Origin of the sequence: Corynebacterium sp. HMSC068H04 (assembly GCF_001811255.1) — a bacterium.
GTDB lineage: Bacteria > Actinomycetota > Actinomycetes > Mycobacteriales > Mycobacteriaceae > Corynebacterium > Corynebacterium hesseae.
This window is the reverse complement of the sequence record NZ_KV803984.1, coordinates 54,237-71,552: the sequence shown is the minus strand read 5'-3', so window position 1 is coordinate 71,552 and position 17,316 is coordinate 54,237. Positions and strand designations below refer to the sequence as shown.

The 17,316-nt window shown below is 63.4% G+C and carries 15 protein-coding genes; 6 read left to right on the top strand and 9 right to left on the bottom strand.

All coding sequences use genetic code 11. From position 1 onward, the window contains the following. The first annotated feature begins 47 nt into the window (after positions 1–47). The 4 genes from argS (at position 48) to thrB (ending at position 5,473) form a co-directional block, all read left to right on the top strand. Entirely contained in the window at positions 48–1,709 is a 1,662-nt protein-coding gene (gene argS, locus HMPREF2792_RS04535; protein WP_070531190.1) for an arginine--tRNA ligase, read from the top strand. A gap of 12 nt (positions 1,710–1,721) precedes the next feature. Further along, positions 1,722–3,059, top strand: a complete 1,338-nt coding sequence (lysA, locus tag HMPREF2792_RS04530; protein WP_070525143.1) for a diaminopimelate decarboxylase — start codon at positions 1,722–1,724, stop codon at positions 3,057–3,059. Positions 3,060–3,210: 151 nt separating this feature from the next. Then, positions 3,211–4,533: a homoserine dehydrogenase gene (locus HMPREF2792_RS04525; protein ID WP_070525145.1), complete on the top strand. Its 1,323-nt coding sequence runs from the start codon at positions 3,211–3,213 to the stop codon at positions 4,531–4,533. 16 nt (positions 4,534–4,549) lie between these two features. Continuing rightward, positions 4,550–5,473, top strand: a complete 924-nt coding sequence (gene thrB / locus HMPREF2792_RS04520) for a homoserine kinase (protein ID WP_070531189.1) — start codon at positions 4,550–4,552, stop codon at positions 5,471–5,473. A 5-nt stretch (positions 5,474–5,478) separates the two neighbouring features. On the opposite strand, the gene HMPREF2792_RS04515 is transcribed toward thrB, so the two are convergent. The 4 genes from HMPREF2792_RS04515 to HMPREF2792_RS04500 are packed head-to-tail and all read right to left on the bottom strand — an operon-like array spanning position 5,479 to position 8,981. After that, a complete protein-coding gene (locus tag HMPREF2792_RS04515) occupies positions 5,479–6,177 on the bottom strand; it encodes a helix-turn-helix transcriptional regulator (protein WP_046648916.1) in 699 nt (232 codons plus the stop codon). A gap of 58 nt (positions 6,178–6,235) precedes the next feature. Beyond that, positions 6,236–7,966 (bottom strand): ATP-binding cassette domain-containing protein, encoded by a 1,731-nt coding sequence (locus HMPREF2792_RS04510; protein ID WP_232748460.1) that lies wholly within the window; start codon positions 7,964–7,966, stop codon positions 6,236–6,238. Positions 7,967–7,975: 9 nt separating this feature from the next. After that, positions 7,976–8,698, bottom strand: a complete 723-nt coding sequence (locus tag HMPREF2792_RS04505; RefSeq protein WP_070531185.1) for a molybdate ABC transporter substrate-binding protein — start codon at positions 8,696–8,698, stop codon at positions 7,976–7,978. 22 nt (positions 8,699–8,720) lie between these two features. Continuing rightward, positions 8,721–8,981, bottom strand: coding sequence for a DUF2249 domain-containing protein (locus HMPREF2792_RS04500; RefSeq protein WP_070531183.1), 261 nt, complete (start codon positions 8,979–8,981; stop codon positions 8,721–8,723). A 94-nt stretch (positions 8,982–9,075) separates the two neighbouring features. Here HMPREF2792_RS04500 and HMPREF2792_RS04495 point away from each other — a divergent pair, with 94 nt between their 5' ends. Both HMPREF2792_RS04495 and HMPREF2792_RS04490 read left to right on the top strand, forming a co-directional pair. Next, entirely contained in the window at positions 9,076–10,275 is a 1,200-nt protein-coding gene (locus HMPREF2792_RS04495) for a beta-carotene 15,15'-monooxygenase (RefSeq protein WP_070531266.1), read from the top strand. Continuing rightward, complete coding sequence (locus tag HMPREF2792_RS04490; protein ID WP_070531181.1) at positions 10,256–11,629, top strand: multicopper oxidase domain-containing protein; 1,374 nt, start codon at positions 10,256–10,258, stop codon at positions 11,627–11,629. Before HMPREF2792_RS04495 ends, HMPREF2792_RS04490 begins: the two co-directional genes overlap by 20 nt. Here HMPREF2792_RS04490 and HMPREF2792_RS04485 read toward each other — a convergent pair. From HMPREF2792_RS04485 to HMPREF2792_RS04465, 5 genes are all read right to left on the bottom strand, one after another. Further along, positions 11,616–12,182 (bottom strand): molybdenum cofactor guanylyltransferase, encoded by a 567-nt coding sequence (locus tag HMPREF2792_RS04485; RefSeq protein ID WP_070531179.1) that lies wholly within the window; start codon positions 12,180–12,182, stop codon positions 11,616–11,618. The genes HMPREF2792_RS04490 and HMPREF2792_RS04485 overlap by 14 nt on opposite strands. Positions 12,183–12,187: 5 nt before the next feature. Continuing rightward, positions 12,188–12,673, bottom strand: coding sequence for a cyclic pyranopterin monophosphate synthase MoaC (gene moaC, locus HMPREF2792_RS04480; RefSeq protein WP_070531177.1), 486 nt, complete (start codon positions 12,671–12,673; stop codon positions 12,188–12,190). Between the two features lie 128 nt (positions 12,674–12,801). Then, positions 12,802–14,019: a molybdopterin molybdotransferase MoeA gene (locus HMPREF2792_RS04475; protein ID WP_070531175.1), complete on the bottom strand. Its 1,218-nt coding sequence runs from the start codon at positions 14,017–14,019 to the stop codon at positions 12,802–12,804. 10 nt (positions 14,020–14,029) lie between these two features. Then, a complete protein-coding gene (gene moaA, locus HMPREF2792_RS04470) occupies positions 14,030–15,163 on the bottom strand; it encodes a GTP 3',8-cyclase MoaA (protein ID WP_070531173.1) in 1,134 nt (377 codons plus the stop codon). A 50-nt stretch (positions 15,164–15,213) separates the two neighbouring features. Continuing rightward, positions 15,214–16,965, bottom strand: a complete 1,752-nt coding sequence (locus HMPREF2792_RS04465; protein ID WP_070531172.1) for a long-chain fatty-acid--CoA ligase — start codon at positions 16,963–16,965, stop codon at positions 15,214–15,216. Positions 16,966–17,316 lie beyond the last annotated feature (351 nt).

The following is a 17,316-nucleotide window of genomic DNA, read 5'->3' as shown; positions in this document are numbered from 1 at the left end:
CGACCTGATAGTGCCTCCCAGCGGCGGGGACGATAGACTTTGGCCCTATGAATCCTGAAGATCTTTCCGTCCTGATCAAGAACACCGCTGCCGCCGTGCTCACCGAGCATGAGCTGGACGCATCAGTCCTGCCAGAGACCGTGACCGTGGAGCGCCCGCGCAACCCGGAGCACGGCGATTACGCCACCAACCTGGCCCTCCAGGTGGCTAAGAAGGCTGGCGCCCAGCCGCGCGAGTTGGCGCAGTGGCTTGCCGACGCCCTTGCAGGCAACGACGCCATCGATGAGGCCTCCATCGCGGGCCCGGGATTCCTCAACATTCGCCTCGCTGCCGCCGCGCAAGGTGCCATCGTGGCGCAGGTTCTCAATGCGGGTACGGACTTCGGCAGCAACTCCACCTACCAGGGCAAGAAGATCAACCTGGAGTTCGTCTCCGCGAACCCGACTGGTCCCATCCACCTAGGTGGTACCCGTTGGGCCGCCGTGGGTGACTCACTCGGCCGCGTGCTCGAGGCCTCCGGTGCGGACGTGACCCGCGAGTACTACTTCAACGATCACGGCGGACAGATCGACCGTTTTGCTCGCTCCCTCGTGGCCGCGGCCAAGGGCGAGCCCACCCCGGAGGATGGCTACGGCGGAGACTACATCAAGGTCATCGCGCAGGCGGTAGTGGAGAAGAACCCCAGCGCCCTTGAGGGCAGCGATGCCGAGGTCCAGGAGAACTTCCGCGCTGACGGCGTGGAGATGATGTTTGCCCAGATCAAGGAGTCCCTCCACGAATTCGGCGTGGACTTCGACGTGTACTTCCACGAGAATTCCCTCTTCGAATCCGGTGCCGTGGAGAAGGCTATCCAGACGCTCAAGGACAACGGCAAGCTCTACGAAGCCGAGGGCGCGTGGTGGCTGAAGTCCACCGAATACGGCGACGATAAGGACCGCGTGGTCATCAAGTCCGATGGCAATGCCGCCTACATCGCCGGTGATATCGCTTATGTGGCCGATAAATTCGACCGCGGCCACGACCTGGCCATCTACATGCTGGGCGCTGACCACCACGGTTACATCGCCCGCTTGCGTGCCTCGGCCCAGGCTTTGGGTTATGACCCGGAGGCCGTCGAGGTGCTCATCGGCCAGATGGTGAATCTGGTCCGCGACGGTAAAGCGGTCAAGATGTCCAAGCGCGCGGGAACCGTTATCACCTTGGATGACCTCGTCGAGGCCATCGGCGTCGACGGCGCGCGCTACTCGCTGGTGCGCTCCTCCGTGGACTCCAGCCTGGACATTGACTTGGGCCTGTGGGCCTCCCAGTCGTCCGATAACCCGGTCTACTACGTGCAGTATGGCCACGCCCGCATCTGCTCGATCCTGCGCAAGGCCACGGACCTGGGCTTCGACACTGCCGCGCTTGGCGACGCCCCCCTCGACCTCCTCACCCACGACAAGGAAGGCGACCTCATCCGCACCCTGGGCGAGTTCCCCGAGGTTGTGGCCACCGCCGCCACGCTGCGTGAACCGCACCGCATCGCGCGTTATGCCGAGGAGCTTGCCGCCGTGTTCCACCGCTTCTATGACCAGTGCCAGGTGCTGCCGAAGGTAGGCGAAGAGACCGAACCGATCCACTCCGCGCGCCTCGCTCTGGCTGCAGCCACCCGCCAGGTCATGGCCAATGCCTTGACCATGGTCGGGGTCAGCGCGCCGGAGAAGATGTAAGAAAAGGTATCGATGACTGATTTCAATTCTCTTCCGGCCCACGTGTGGCCGCGCAACGCCGCTCGAGACTCGAATGGTGTGGTCTCGATTGGCGGTGTAGCGCTGACGGACTTGGCCGCCGAATACGGCACCCCGCTCTACGTCTTCGACGAGCAGGACTTCCGCTCGCGCTGCCGGGATATGGCCCAAGCCTTCGGCGGGCCCGACCACGTGCACTATGCCTCCAAGGCATTCATCACCAAGCGCATCGTGCGCTGGGTTGACGAGGAGGGCTTGTGCCTCGACGTGGCCTCCCTCAACGAGGCCAAGCTGGCCCTGGCCGCAGGCTTCCCGGCGGAGCGCATGACCGCCCACGGCAACAACAAGGAAGACGAGTACCTGCAGCTGTGCGTGGACAACGGTATCGGGCACGTTGTCCTCGACAACGAGGAGGAGCTCTCGCGCCTCAATAGTATCGCGGCGTCCGCCGGCCGCGTGCAGCCGGTGATGATCCGCGTGAAGCCCGGCGTGGATGCACATACCCACGAGTTCATCGCCACGGCGCACGAGGATCAGAAGTTCGGCATTTCCCTGTCCACCGGTGCCGCCTTCAACGCCGCGCAGAAGGTGCTGGAATCCGCCAACCTTAAGCTTGTGGGCCTGCACTGCCACGTGGGGTCTTCGGTGTTTAATGCTGATGGTTTCAAGCTGGCCGCCGAGCGCGTGCTCAGCCTGTACAAGCGCATCCACTGCGAGCTCGGCGTTGCCCTCGAGGAGCTGGACTTGGGCGGCGGCTTCGGCATTCCCTACATGGAATACGAGGAAGCGCTCGACGTCGCCACGCTGGCCAAGGATCTGCTCGACGCCGTGGAGCGCACCGCCACCGAGCTCGACATCACGCCGCCCTTCGTACTGGTGGAACCCGGTCGCTCCCTGGTGGGTGCCTCTGCGGTCACCGTGTACCGCGTGGGCACGGTCAAGGATGTGGAGACCGGCAAGGCGGATCTGCCGATGCGCCGCTACCTCTCCGTGGACGGCGGCATGTCCGATAACATCCGCCCAGCGCTTTATGGCTCGGAGTACGACGTGCGCGTGGTCAACCGCCGCACCCGGGGCGAGCCCGTGGATTCGCGCATCGTGGGCTTCCACTGCGAGTCCGGTGACATTCTGGTCAACGAGCGCCGTTTCCCCTCGGATATCACCACCGGTGATCTCCTCGCCTTCGCCACCACCGGCGCCTATCAGTACATGATGGCCTCGCGCTATAACGGTGCTCTGCGCCCGGCGGTCGTGTCCGTGCGCGACGGCAAGGCCCAGCTCATGCTGCGCCGGGAGACGGTGGAGGACTTGCTGGCGTTGGACGTCGATTAGCGCGGCGTTGTCACAGCTCACCGTATTTTATTCACTATGACATGGCCGGTCGCGCCCAGTGCCGGCCATTTTGTATAGAAATAGACAGCTCGTTCTGTATAGTGATGGGCTAGCACGTAAGAATCAAACGCAACATCAACAAAGGGACACCATGACGACGAACCGTAGCAAGAAGCCCGAAGGCGAACCAGTAGGTATTGCGCTGCTTGGGTTTGGCACCGTAGGCGCCGAGGTTTTCCGCCTCGTGCAGGAGAATGCGGACGCTTTTGCGCACCGCATCGGCGGCCCGGTGGAGATCCGCGGCGTTGCCGTGCACAACAAGAACAAGCTGCGCCCAGGCGTGCCGGAGGAGCTGCTGACCGACGACGCCAAGGCGCTTGTCCTGCGCGATGATATCGACCTCGTCGTCGAGGTTATCGGCGGCATTGACTTCCCGCGCGAGCTCGTTCTCGCCGCCCTTAATGCTGGCAAATCCGTGGTTACCGCCAATAAGGCCCTCGTGGCCGCGCACGCTGATGAGCTGGCGGAGGCTGCTGAGCGCGCCGACGTCGACCTTTATTTCGAGGCCGCCGTGGCTGCCGCCATCCCGGTCGTCGGCATGCTGCGCCGTTCCCTGGCCGGTGACAAGATCCAGCGCATCTCCGGAATCGTAAACGGAACCACCAACTTTATCTTGGACGCTATGGAGACCACCGGCGCCTCCTACGAGGACGCGCTGGCTGAGGCCACCCGTCTGGGCTACGCCGAGGCCGATCCCACCGCGGACGTGGAGGGCCACGACGCCGCCTCTAAGGCTGCCATCCTGGCCTCCCTGGGGTTCTACACCCGCCTGACCTTCAACGACGTCTATTGCGAGGGCATTTCCAAGATCACCGCGGACGATATCGCGGCCGCCAACCAAGCCGGTTATTCCATCAAGCTGCTCGCTATTTGTGAACGCTTGGTTGATGAGGAAACCGGCGCGGAATCCGTCAATGCCCGCGTGCACCCGACTCTGGTCCCGAAGGATCACCCGTTGGCGTCGGTTAGCCAGTCCTACAACGCCATCTTCGTCGAGGCGGAGGCCGCCGGTTCCCTGATGTTCTACGGCAACGGTGCCGGCGGCAACCCGACGGCTTCGGCTGTGCTGGGTGACGTCATCGGCGCCGCACGCAACATTGTCCACGGCGGCCAAGCGCCGGGGGAGAACACCTACGCCAACCTACCTATTGCGGAGTTCGGAGAAGTGGAAACTCGTTATCACGTCGACATGGAAGTTGAAGACCGCACCGGCGTGCTTTCTGCCATCTCCGGTGTCTTTGCCCGCCACGGGGTTTCCCTGCGCACCGTGCGCCAGGAGGACGGCGATGCCACCGCTCGCCTCATCGTGGTGACCCACGCGGCGAAGGAAGCGGTGCTCGAGGAGATCGTCGCAGCCCTCGGCGAGCTCGATGAGGTCAAGGCCGTTCACTCCGTCATCCGCCTGGGCGTATAGGGACTCAGAGAGAACAATGAGTATCGATATCGAAGTAGGCACCAAGGTCACCGTCCAGGTCCCAGCATCCTCGGCCAACCTGGGCCCGGGCTACGACACCCTGGGTATTGCGCTGAGTCTCTACGACACCGTGGAGGTGGAGGTCACCCGCTCCGGCCTGGAGGTGGAGATCTTCGGCGAGGGCGCTGACGAGCTGCCACGCGATGGCTCCCACCTCGTTGTCAAGGCCATCCGCTCAGCGCTGAAGGCTGCCGACGTGGAGGTCTCCGGCTTGCGCGTGGTGTGCACGAACAACATCCCGCAGTCCCGTGGCCTGGGCTCCTCGGCGTCCGCCGCGGTGGCCGGCGTGGCCTCGGGCAATGGCCTGGCGGGATTCCCGCTTTCGGAACAGCAGGTTGTGCAGCTGTCCTCGGCGTTCGAAGGGCATCCGGATAACGCAGCTGCCTCTGTGTTGGGCAACGCCGTGGTCTCTTGGACCACCGTGCCTGTCGACGGCCGCTCGCTGCCGGAGTACCGTGCCGCGACCTTGGACGTGCACCCGAGGATTAAGGCCACGGCCTTGGTACCGGACTTTCATGCGTCGACGCAAGCCGTGCGCCGCGTGCTGCCCTCGCACGTCACGCATGCCGATGCCGCCTTCAACGTCTCCCGCACTGCAGTAAACGTGGCGGCGCTGACCACCTACCCGGACCTGCTGTGGGAGGGTACCCGCGACCGCCTGCACCAGCCCTATCGCGCTGATGTCCTGCCGGTCACCGCGGAGTGGGTGAACCGCTTGCGCAACCGCGGCTACGCCGCCTATCTCTCCGGCGCTGGCCCCACCGTCATGGTCCTGCACACCGAGCCCATCGAGGAGGAGATCCTCGATGATGCCCGCGGGCAGAACCTGCGCGTGCTGGAGCTGGAGGTCGCCGGGCCGGTCTCCGTCGAGCGCGGTTAGCCTAGCTAGCTGCTCTCTTCCACATCGATTCGGCACACGCCGTTTCCGGCTTTAGGAATGAGCTTCAGGCTAAGCCGCCCGCCGGAATCGGCAGCCGCTTGATCTAGGTAACCATCATGGATGGCGCAGACGAAGGGGGAGGGCTGAATTCCGGCCGTGACGAACGGGCAGGCGTGGAGTTGCACTGTGGTGCGGCCTTCCTCGGCGAATTGCTCCACCGAGGTTACCGGGTCAAAGCCCATATCGCGCATCGTCCGGTAGAGCGGTGCCAGTGCCTCAGCACCGCGGCTGTTCGCCGTGGCTTTAGCCCACGCGCGGCCGATCTCTCGTGCTTGCTCGGATGAAAAGTCATTGAGCTGCTCTTTATCCGCCAGCGCTGTGACCAAGACGCTAATCAGCGTGACGTATTCCTCCGCCACCGAACGGTTGTCGGGTACTCGTACTTGGAAGATCAGGGAGGGGCGCCCGCGCCCGTGCGCTGGGGCGGTAACTACCCGCACCGCGCCGGCGTTAACGAGCTCATCAAGGTGGCCGCGCGCGGTGTTAACGTGCATCCCCAGTTCCTGTGCAATCTCGGCGGCACGTGCTCCTTGCGGGAATGTCTGCAGGGTTGAGAGAACCTCGCTCTGTTTGGGGGAGAGCTTCATCGTGTCAGGAAACAGCTCAGTAGACGAGCGCGGGCTATGCGCAGATGACGTAGACATAAACGGCCTCTCCTTGGACAATGCTACGAGGATCTTACATCTGCTCGCAGCTCTTCCCCTATTTCAGCGCATAAAGCCTTAAAGCAGCGGAATCGAGGAACACAGGCACAACCTCACCGGGGGCCTTGCTGTGTGCCGGTTGGTCTAGAGTCACCCGTTGGCCATCGATCTCCACCAGGGTTGAGCTGCCCAAGTCAGCAAGAATTGTGGCGCTCAGCGCCCCGGCGTTGTCGAAGTTCAGTGCGCTCTGGGGGAAGGCCGCCCAGTGGTCACCGCTGCGAGCAGGAGTGAACACTCCATCGCGGAGGCTACCCCGTAGCAGATTGACGCCTGATAGCTCCGCCATGAAATGAGTGGTGGGCTGCTCCAGTAGCTGATCCACGGGTCCTTGGGAGATGACCTCGCCGGCTTCCATCACAGCGATGTCATCCGCCAGCGTGGTGAGGTCCACGCGGTTGTGAGTGACAATGATGGTGGTGCGGTCGGCCGCCGAGAGGCGCAACAGGTGGCGCCACCGGGCGGCTGATTCGACGTCCATGGCGGCAAAAGGCTCGTCCACGACCAAGACCTCTGGGCGCGCCGCAAGTGCGCGCAGGAGGGCAACCTGCGCGGCCTGCCCGCCGGAAAGCTCGGAAACATGGACCAGCTCCTGCAATCCAGCTGCGTTCAGCAACTCCTGGGTCCTTTGTGCATCCTTGGTCACCATGGTCAAAGCTTGTTCCACGGTGGCAGTGGGTGGTAGCCCGGGGTCCTGGGAGAGCATGACCACACGCTCGGCATTTGTCTGGGCTCCCTGCAAGCGTCCGCTAATGAAACGCATCAACGTGGTCTTTCCCGCGCCGTTGGGGCCAACCACCGCGGTCACGCGCCCGCCACGGAACGTCGTGGTGGTGTCGCCGACCGTGGCTAAGAGATCGCGGGGAGAGTCCTGCGGGGAGGTCATCGTGCGGAGCGCAACCGGGTCCATCGGCTGCAAAGCGCGCACAGCTTGCTCGCGGCGGCGGCGCAGCAGCAGAGGAATTCCGGCCGCGGTGAGCGTGAGGATGGCTATCCCGATCAATACGGCCGACAGCGCATAGGCATTGTCCGCGCTGACCTCACGCTCAAGGTAGATGCCGCTGGGCATGGTTCGGGTAGAACCGGGCAGGGATCCGGCGAAGGTGATCGTCGTCCCGAATTCACCCAGCGAGCGGGCGAACGCCAGAGCACCGCCGGTGAACACGGCAGGGAGGATTGCGGGCAGGATGATGCGCCGAAGAATGGTTCCTGTGCTCAGCCCGATGCCCCGTGCGCTGGCCACGACTTCGGGGTCGAGCTGCCGCAGCGCAGAATCCACCGCCACCACCACGAAGGGCAGGGTGACGAATAAGTGAGCTGCCACAACACCGGGAAAGGCGAAAGACACGTGCAGCCCAGCCTGCTCCAAAACCGGGCCAAGCAGTCCGCGGCGCCCGAGCAGCGCGGTGAGCGCCAACCCGCCTACCACGGGAGGCATGGCCAAAGGGAGGTAAACCACCAGCCGCACGAGGTGAGACGCACGGCGTAGCTGCTGGAGCCACAGAGCCAGACAGGTGCCCAGGATCGTGGATAGCAAGGTAGACAACGCCGCCGCGGAAAGGCTGACGCGGAGAAGGTCATGGGTCGCTGGAGCGCTCAGCGTGTCGGCGAGGTTCGGCCAGGGAACTCGCAGCCCGAGGGCGAGCACCGGGGCAAGGATGTAGACCGCAGCGAGCACGCCGGCGGCGATGACCGGCCACGTTGTCCGCGGGCGCTGTTCGTGCAAAATCACGCGTGACACTTAGTCCACCGGGGTAAAACCGAATTTTTCCCAGGTGTTGTCAAAATCCGAGTCGAGGAGGTTGAGGACATCCTGAGCTTCGTCGTGTCGGGGTGAATCAGATACCACCGCGCCCATGATCTCATTGCGGAAGTCTTCCGCGTGGTCGAGTGGGATGGCCTCGACGTCCTCGCTAGCGGCGGCATCGGTGGAGTAGACCCACCCGGCGTCCGCCTCACCGGAGGCGACCTTACCCAGGACGTCAGCTACCTGTCCCTCCAAGGAGGAAGCGTGCAGGTCCCAGTTGTTGGCCTCCATGATGCGCGTAGAGATGGCGCCGCAGGGGACGCTTGGGTCGCAGAGCACGAGGCGTGCCGAGGGATCCAGGTCGGCCGCGGAGCGCAGTCCCAAGGGATTGCCCTTCGGCACCACCATGACCATAACGTTGCTGGCTAAGGCCACGGGTGTGTCAACGGTGCTCTGCGCAGTTGCATCCTCCATGGTCTCCCGGGAAGCCGTGAGGAGCAGATCCGCGGGAGCGCCTTCATTGATTTGCTGAACTAGGGCGGAAGAGCCGCCGTTGTTAAACGCCAGCGGGGTTTCGGATGCGCCGGAGAGGTCGTCATTGAGCACGCGCGTGGAGGAGGCGGCGAAAACCTGCAACGGTTCATCGGAGCTGGAGGAGCAGCCGGCGACAGTCAGCGCGGCGGCGAGAACAGAGACAGCAATTTTCAAGCGGCGCATGGTCAGTTACGTTACGGCATCTTTACGCGGTCCGCGTGAATTTAATATGCACTTCCTTTGGTTCCTTCTTGAGGTATTCACGGTCGAAGGATTCTTCGCGCTGGTCCACCTCGTTGAGCAACGGAAGCGGGTCGTGCGGAGCGATGAGAATCATGGATTCGCCCACGTTGAGGGTGCCCAGCGCTCCATGGATAGCGCCGTGGCGCACCGCGTGGGGAATTTCGGAGGCGTTGAGAGTGGGGATGTCGTGTCCTTTGGAGGCGTCGACAAGCGGCAAGTTCATTGGTGTTATCCCTTTCGAGTTTTAGGCCAGCGGGCGTTGCTGCCCGTGCAACTAATTTACTACGATTATATCCGTGCAAATAAAAATGTCGGATATGCCTCTGCGTGATGTCTCCCTGGCTTCGCGCCGGCGCTGGCACACCCTTGCCTTTAGCCTTGTCGCGTTCTGGATCGCGGTCGGCGTGGGAATCACCGTGGCAAGCTTTTGGGGAGCACCCGTCGTGTGGTGGGACCTCATCCACCCATTTACCCTCGGGGCGCTGACTACCGCGATCCTCGTATTCAGTACCCACTTCACGGAGGCGCTCACCCGCACTCCGGCGGTCGGCTTCCGCGGGGTGGGCGCGCGGGTAGGGCTGGTTCAGGTGGGGCTGGTACTTCTCCTCATTGATCGCGCAGGCTACGACTGGGGTGTGCTTGCGGATATCGGCTCCGCTCTCGTCATCGCTGCCGTTGCGTGGCACCTGTGGGCGCTGTGGACCACGCTCCGGGGCTCTTTGTCTGGTTCTTTCGCTGTGACCGTTCCTTTTTATCTGGCGGCGGCCTGCTTCATGGTGTTCTCGGTGCTACTGGTCATTCTGGCTGCGCACGGGGTAGGGAATTACTCGCTGTTGGTGGCCGCGCACTCACGCGGGATGGTGTGGGGCTTCGGCCTGCTTACCGTCCTGGGCACGGTCATCACGCTGCTGCCCACGTTGACCCGAACCCCAATCTCAGCGGTTGCGCGGGCGCGGTGCAGCCGGGCTTTGACCGTGCATTGCGTGGGGCTGGGGGTGGCCATGCTTGCCGACGCCTCCGGGCTCACCCGCGCTGCCGGCATGGCGCAGCTGCTCACCGTGCTTGCTGCCGTGCTCATCATCCAGCCAGTGCTGGCCGGTGCACTTGGTGGTGAGAAGACCACGGCTAGTGTGTCCGCGATGGCGGGGCTGGTGTGGATGGTGGCGCTCTGCGCCGGTGACGCCGCGGCCACCATCGCAGGGGCCTACCCGCGCGCGGTGACGTTACTGCTCATGCCGGCGTTTCTTGGCACCGGCCTGCTGCAGCTGGTCACCGGGGTGCTCCATCACATGCTGCCCATCCTGGCGGGTGCGGCCCGTCCCGCGCACGGGCATATTGCCGGGTTCCTGCGAGTAGGGCTCATTAATGTGGGTGGCGTGCTCAGCCTCCTCGGCATTGCCGGTGTGTCTGTGGTTGGGCTTATCATGATGGGGCTTGGACTCATCGCCAATAGTGCGGCCCTGGCATGGGCCGTCGCATCATCTCAAGGAGAAGTTCATGTCAAGCGTGCCCGTTAAGAAGGAGCATTCCGAAAAGAAGTGGGCGTCCTGGCTCATCATCATCGTCGCGCTCCTCGCTGTCATTGGACTGGCTGTGTTCAACTCGACCACAGGTAAGCAGGACCCAGCTACGGTGGCATCCGCCGACGCCGTGACTGTTGACGTCTCCGTGGACGGCATGGCCTTTGTCCCGTCCTCCATTGACGTGGCAGCAGGCAGCCACCTCGTAGTGAATTTCACCAACACCGGTGACCAGGTTCATGACCTCAAGATTGGGCGCGAGGAGACGGGCCGGGTGGAACCGGGCGAGACCGTGCAGCTCGACGCCGGAATCATCGAGGAGTCTGTGGAAGGCTATTGCACGATCGCCGGGCACAAGATGCAAGGTATGACGTTCATGGTCAACGTCGACGAGTCAGCATCCGGTGAGCATGATCATGCGGGGGCGTCGGAAAGCACCGGCTCCGCCGGCGCACCGGCGACGGTGCCCTCGGCTGCCGAGCGCATGGCAGCCCGCGAGAACTTTAAGGCTTTTGATGCCTCCCTTGCCCCCGCCGAAGGCGAGCTCCATGAGGAAACGTGGGTGATGACTGAGGAAGAAGTCGAGGTTGCCCCAGGCGTGCGCCAAACCCGGTGGCTTTTCAACGGGCAAGCACCCGGGCCTACCTTGCGCGGCAAGGTAGGGGATAAGTTCCGCATCACCATCAAAAACGAGGGCTCGATGGGGCACTCGGTGGACTTTCACGCGGGTGAGGTCAACCCGGATGAGAACATGAAGTCGATCCAGCCGGGTGAATCGCTGACCTATGAATTCGTGGCACACAGGGCGGGTATCTGGATGTATCATTGCTCGACCATGCCGATGAGCTTGCACATTGCCAATGGCATGGCGGGAGCGGTCATCATCGATCCTCGCGGGGAGGACGCGCTGGCAGACGTCGATGCGGAGTACGTCATGACGGTGAACGAGGTCTTTCTAGCCTCTGCGGGTAAGGAAGCTGAGGGCGCTAACGCGCAGCGCGTCAGCGACGGCGACTATGACCTCACGGCCTTCAATTACTATCCCAACCAGTATGATGTTGCTCCGCTGCGCGCCAAGGTGGGCGATACCGTGCGCATCTGGGTGGTCAACCTCGGCCCGGATCTGCCGTTGAGCTTCCACGTCGTGGGCGAGCAATTCGACACCGTGTACAAGGAAGGCGCCTACCTGATTAAGGGCGCGAAGGATTCCGGTTCCCAGGCGCTGGACCTTTTACCGGCCCAGGGCGGATTCGTGGAGATGACCTTCAACGAGCCGGGGACCTACTCCTTTGTCAACCACCTCATGACGAACGCGGAGAAAGGGCAGCACGGCCAGATTATCGTTGAGTAGCAAGGCGCTCGCGCCGTAGACGTAATTCGTCCAAGGTGTCGATATCGCGCACCGCGGGCGTTGCCTCGACCTCGGCGATGGTGCCCGCGAGCCTCAGTAAGCGCATGGCCGGCTTGTTGCGTGGATCTCCGAGCTCCTCCAGCGCGCGGGTGAGGGTCTTAGTACGCCACAGCGCACACAGCGGTTGTAGGCTCCCGTCGAGGGTAGCCACAGTGACATCCGCGCCCGAGCTAGCCAGAGACTTTTGGAGGGCGGGAAGTACCTGTGGGGAATCCGGGGCATCGACGGCAAAGACTGCTGTGGTAGCCCTCGCGTCACCAGCCAGTGCGGCGTGGCCCGCGGCGATACCTGCAGCTGGCCCGCCGAAGAGGGGGCTTTCGCACACCTGGGGCATGCCCAAACGATAGGGCGAGACGACCGCTACCGGCGCGCCATAAGGAAGCTGGCGCAACAGTCGGTCGATGAGGCGTTCACCGGCGAGCCTCACGCTAGCCTTGTCCACGCCTCCCATGCGTTGGCCGCGCCCGCCGGCTAAAACAATGACACCTGGCACTTCGCTTAACCTTTCGTTCCGGGCAGCTCGCGGGACCAATCACCGGAGCGGCCCCCGGACTTCGCGGTGATGCCGCAGCGCCGGATATAGGCGGAGCGGTCAACGCCTTTGACCATGTCAATGAGCGCCAAGGCGGCGATGCTCACCGCGGTGAGCGCCTCCATTTCCACGCCGGTGCGGTCGGCGGTGCGCACTGTGGCTTCGATGAAGACGTGGTCTTCACGCAGCTCAATGTCCACCGCACAGCCATGCACCCCAATGGTGTGGGCCAGCGGAAGGAGATCTGGAACCTTCTTGGCAGCCGCGATGCCAGCCACACGCGCAACCGCAAGCACGTCCCCCTTAGGCACGGTTCCCTCCCGCAGCGCGGTGAGAACTTCTGGTGAGCACGCGACCTCGCCTTGGGCGGTAGCGGTGCGTACCGTGGGCTGCTTTTCGGTGACGTCCACCATATAGGCGGAGCCGGCGTCGTTGAGGTGAGTGAACTTCATGTCTAAACAGGGATCCTTTCCTAGCGTGGACCTAGCCTAGCTGACGAAGAGTGGGCCGATCCGGGTGTTCAGATGCGCGATTTTTGGCAGCAATGGAGGGGTGGGGGATGTGGAGGTGGATTGTGAAGCTAGTAGGGGTAGACGGTAAGTTGCTCGCCGGCGGCGACCGGACTCGTCAGCAGCGCAAAGCCGTGTGTGCCCGGAAGGGCGGCAACGTGGTGGCTGCGCATACGCGGACCCGGCGGTGGGCTTGCGGTAATGGATTCCGCCATGGTGATGGAGCACGGCTGAATGAGCGGGTGGTGAGGTTCGGGGAAGTCCGCACCGGCGACGGCCGTGAGGCACGGCCGGTCCTTGACACCCATGGGGCGGGGCAGTCCGCGCAGAGATCGCAGCAGTTGGGTGAAGTAGAGGTGTGCGGAGACAAACGCCGCCACCGGGTTGCCCGGCAAACACACCACGGGGATACCGTCCCAGAGCGCATGGCCCTGAGGCGCGCCGGGCCGTTGGTTGACGTGGCCGAAGCAGTAAGAATCGCGTTCCACGGCATCCTCAATCACGGCGCGGACTACGTCAAAGGCGCCGGCCGAGACGCCGCCGGTGGTGACAATGAGATCGGAATCCGCAGCGGCCGCGTTGAAGCGACGGCGTAGCTCAATGGGGGAATCTCCACAGACCGTGCGGGTGATTTCGCAGAGACCGGTGGAAGAAATAAGGGCTTCAAGCATGGGCCCATTCGAATCGGAAAGCTGGCCGTTGATCAGCTCCTCACCCGTGGCAATGATGGTCACTCGTGGGATGCGGTGAACCACGGCGCTGTCAACGCCGGAGGAGAGAGCGGCGGCGATAAGGGGGGCGTCGACAAGCGTGGCAGATCCAGCGAGTTGGTGGCCGGCGTCGATGTGGGAGCCGCGTCGCCGGATATGGTTACGGTCGGGCAGGTGGTGCACCGTGACGGTTTCAGGCACAGGTCCGGGCCCCGGGGGCACATCGGTGTTTTCTACTGGTATGACCAGGCCATCAAAACCCTCCGGAACCTCCCCGCCAGTCATAATTCGCACCGCGGTCCCAGGACGCGGGACCTGGGCGGGTGAGCCTGCTGGGACATCACCTATAACAGGCAGCGTGAATGGGGTGGGTAAGTCATCAGGTGACGCCGGAGTTGGGATGAGGAAGCCGTCCATCGCCGAATTATCCCGCGGCGGGAGGGGAAGACGGGCGAAGAGTGGCTTGGCCAGAACGCGGCCTTGTACAAGGGGAGCGCGCTCAGCAGGCAGGGCGCGAATCAATGCGTGGAGGCGGTCGAAATACTCCTCGATGCTTAAGTCAGTGCCAGTGCTTGTCATTGCACCCAATCTAGCCGCCGATGGCGGACATCGGGCGATCGGGCTGGAGGAATCCTTCATCATCCACACCATGGCCCGGCAGCTTCTTCCACATTTCGCCCGCCCACGCGGCGGCGAGTTCCGCGTCGCTAGCGCCGCTGCGCAACAAGTCCCGCAAGGACGTCTCCGAGTTGCCGAACAAGCAATTACGCACAGCGCCGTCCGCAGTGAGTCGCGTGCGGTCGCAATTGCCGCAGAAAGGCCTTGTCACGGATGCGATGACGCCGATTCGGCCTACCTGTATTAAGCCATCGCGCGCTTGCGCGGTCCACAGTGCGGCGGGGGCGGAGCCTCGGGGCTTCTGCACAGGCGTGAGCTCGAATTCTTCTCCCAAACGAGCCAAAATATCTTCTGCGGTGACCATCCGGGAGCGTTCCCATTCTTCGCGCGGACCTAGTGGCATCTGTTCGATGAAGCGCAGCTGCGCGCCTCGCTCGAGGCAGTAGCGTGCCAAGGGGACGATGTCCTCTTCATTTACTCCGGGCATAACTACGGCATTAACTTTGACCGTGCCCAGACGCCCTTCGCGGTGGGCGGTTGTGGAGGCTTCGATGGCGGCGAAGACATCGCCGAGCCTGTCGCGCCGGGTGAGGCGGGCGTAAAGCTCAGGATCAATGGTGTCTAGGGAGATATTGACGCGGTCCAGCCCCGCCTCAATGAGACCGTCCAGGCGGCGGGGGAGTCCCAAGCCATTGGTCGTCAGTGCGGTGGCGGGGGCCAACTTTTCGTCTGTGCGTAGCTGTGTGGTGGCGGCGATAATCTTCTCTAGCGACTTGCGCAGCAAAGGTTCGCCGCCGGTAAAGCGCACCTGGCGAATGCCCAAATGGGTTACGGCAATCCTGATGAGGCGGATGGTCTCGTCGTCGCTGAGCGTCTGTGCAGTGGGCATCCACTCGAGGCCCTCGGCGGGCATGCAATAAGTGCAGCGGAGGTTGCAGCGATCGGTCAGCGAGACTCGAAGGTCGCGCGCTTGGCGTCCATAACGGTCGAGCAAGTCACGGCGACCATCGCTTAACGCAGGCGGGAGGTCCGGAGGCGTTGCGTCGGCCCCGCCGCGGGTGGTCCCGCGCGGGGAGGGCGTAGGCAGAAAGACGCGATCAGACATTAACCACACTTTAGCCGGAGTAATAGCAGATCTATAGTCGCACGGCCCCTCTACTGCGTGGCGCCCTCTTCGGTATCGAGGCGCTGCGCCTCGCCCGGGCCCTTCAGCCGGATGATGTTATAGGCGCCCTCGGCAAGATGGGCACGAAGATCCTTCTTGTCGAACTTGCCCACCGAGGTCTTGTCGATGGACTTCACGAAGGTCCAGTACTCCGGCAGCATCCACGATGGAAGCTCAGAGCGCATCCCGTCACGCAGGCGCTCGGCGGTCTCAATCGTGGGGCTGATATCCGCCGCAAGAACGGTCACAGCTAGTGGGCGTTCGACCCACTGCTTGTCGGGGTAGCCAATGACGGCGCATTCGAGCACCACCGGGTTGGCCATGATGAGGTTTTCCAACTGGACGGAGTAGATCCACTCGCCGCCGGACCGGATGACATCGCGCGCGCGATCCTCCACGGTGAGGAAGCCATCCTCGTTGACGTATCCGACGTCACCAGTGCGCAGCCAGCCGTCGGCCGTGAACTTGGCGGCGGCGTCTTCGACGTCCTTCCCGCGGAATTCGTGGGCGGCGCCGCCGTCCTCTGAGGTGGGCGAGTGATAGTAGGAGCCGGTCACCAGGTTGCCGCGCACCTGGATCTCGCCGGCATTACGGTCCGTGGTGTTGACCACGTGGCCGTCATTGACCACCCGGTATTCCAGGGAGGAGGGGAAGCGCCCCTGGGAAATGCGGTAGGCCCACCGGGCCTCACCCGAAGCACCTGAGGGCGGGCGCGCCACGGTACCCACCGTGGTGGTTTCCGCCATGCCCCACACGTGAACCACGTCCACGCCATAGCGCTCCTCCCAGCTCTTGATGAGCTGCGGCGGAACGGGCGATCCGCCGGCGAAAATCTCCGTCAGCGTCATGCGCTCCGGCGGATTCTTGAGGTAGTGCACGAAGAGCTGAATCCAGATGGTGGGCACGCCATGCGCCACGCGTGGGGAGGTGGCGGCGATGATCTTGGCCAGGGTAGCGGGGGAGACGTCGGCGTCGGGAAGCACCAGCGGCGTGCCCGTCATCCACGCCGCAAAGGGAACGCCCCAGCTCAACACGTGATAGATGGGGATGCAGCACAAGAAGGTCTCACCATGGGTCACGCACAGGGAGTCGGAAGAACGCAACTGCATCCCCTCCAAAAACAGGGCGCGGTGCGAGTAGAGCACACCTTTCGGCGCGCCGGTGGTGCCAGTGGAGTAGCACAGGGCGGCAGCGGTGTGCTCATCCAACACCGGCCAGTTGTACACGGTGGAGCGCCCATCCAGAAGCTGTTCGTAGCTATAAACCTCAACGTTGCCCGGCAGTGGGGTGCTGGGCTTGTCGACGCCCGTGAATACCACCGCGCGCACGCACTCCACTCCGTCTAATACGCGGGCGAGCTGCTCCGCTAACCGGGCATCTGCGACGATGACGCGAACCTCGGCGTGGTTGATGATGTGCCGGATCTGGTCATTCATGAGCTGCTTGTTGAGCGGCGTAAACACCGCTCCCTTGCAGGCCGTGCCGAAAAGCACTTCGAGGTGTTCGGCGCAATTCCACATCAGGGAGCCCACGCGTTCATCACCAGTGATGCCGAGCGTGTCATGCAGAGCGTGGGCGAAAGCGGCGGCGCGTGCACCGATATCGGCGAAGGTCGTCTCTTCGCGTTCGTTGCCGGGATTGGCGCTGTGCCACGTTACTACCTGAGTTTGGCCGTGGACGGAGGAGCCGTACTCCAGGATGCGGGTGAGGGACAGCGGGATATCCTGCATTGTGGAGAGCATGCGCACCACTTTAGCCGTGTCAGTGTGAGCGCGGTGGATGGATGCGGTATAGTTGTTCGCGACTGGCGGGGAAAGCCTTCCTCGCACCTCCGAGCTCCCTCCACGGTGCGCACACCTGCGGTGAAAAACTCACGGCAGTCCAACGGTGCGCGCGGCAATGAGAGGGTAGAGATACGCTCGCAGTCGCCTTCTTAAAATATCTCCCCGCGATTGACCCGCGGCCGCTTCCTTGAGTTCTTTTCGGAGTTCTGCAAGGAGTTCTTCACGTTCTGCTCCGCAGGGCCGGAGAGGGGGGAGAGCCAAAGAAAACCACCGCCCACGGGGATCGCGGTTGCGTGAACTCGCTGGTGG

Bases quoted from the DNA above. Each gene is read 5' to 3' on its own strand.
- HMPREF2792_RS04475 (WP_070531175.1), bottom strand. From the start codon at position 14,019: ATGACAAGCACTGGCACTGACTTAAGCATCGAGGAGTATTTCGACCGC.
- HMPREF2792_RS04490 (WP_070531181.1), top strand. From the start codon at position 10,256: ATGTCAAGCGTGCCCGTTAAGAAGGAGCATTCCGAAAAGAAGTGGGCG.
- HMPREF2792_RS04525 (WP_070525145.1), top strand. From the start codon at position 3,211: ATGACGACGAACCGTAGCAAGAAGCCCGAAGGCGAACCAGTAGGTATT.
- lysA (WP_070525143.1), top strand. From the start codon at position 1,722: ATGACTGATTTCAATTCTCTTCCGGCCCACGTGTGGCCGCGCAACGCC.
- HMPREF2792_RS04495 (WP_070531266.1), top strand. From the start codon at position 9,076: ATGCCTCTGCGTGATGTCTCCCTGGCTTCGCGCCGGCGCTGGCACACC.
- moaA (WP_070531173.1), bottom strand. From the start codon at position 15,163: ATGTCTGATCGCGTCTTTCTGCCTACGCCCTCCCCGCGCGGGACCACC.
- HMPREF2792_RS04505 (WP_070531185.1), bottom strand. From the start codon at position 8,698: ATGCGCCGCTTGAAAATTGCTGTCTCTGTTCTCGCCGCCGCGCTGACT.
- HMPREF2792_RS04515 (WP_046648916.1), bottom strand. From the start codon at position 6,177: ATGTCTACGTCATCTGCGCATAGCCCGCGCTCGTCTACTGAGCTGTTT.
- HMPREF2792_RS04465 (WP_070531172.1), bottom strand. From the start codon at position 16,965: ATGCTCTCCACAATGCAGGATATCCCGCTGTCCCTCACCCGCATCCTG.
- thrB (WP_070531189.1), top strand. From the start codon at position 4,550: ATGAGTATCGATATCGAAGTAGGCACCAAGGTCACCGTCCAGGTCCCA.
- argS (WP_070531190.1), top strand. From the start codon at position 48: ATGAATCCTGAAGATCTTTCCGTCCTGATCAAGAACACCGCTGCCGCC.
- moaC (WP_070531177.1), bottom strand. From the start codon at position 12,673: ATGAAGTTCACTCACCTCAACGACGCCGGCTCCGCCTATATGGTGGAC.
- HMPREF2792_RS04500 (WP_070531183.1), bottom strand. From the start codon at position 8,981: ATGAACTTGCCGCTTGTCGACGCCTCCAAAGGACACGACATCCCCACT.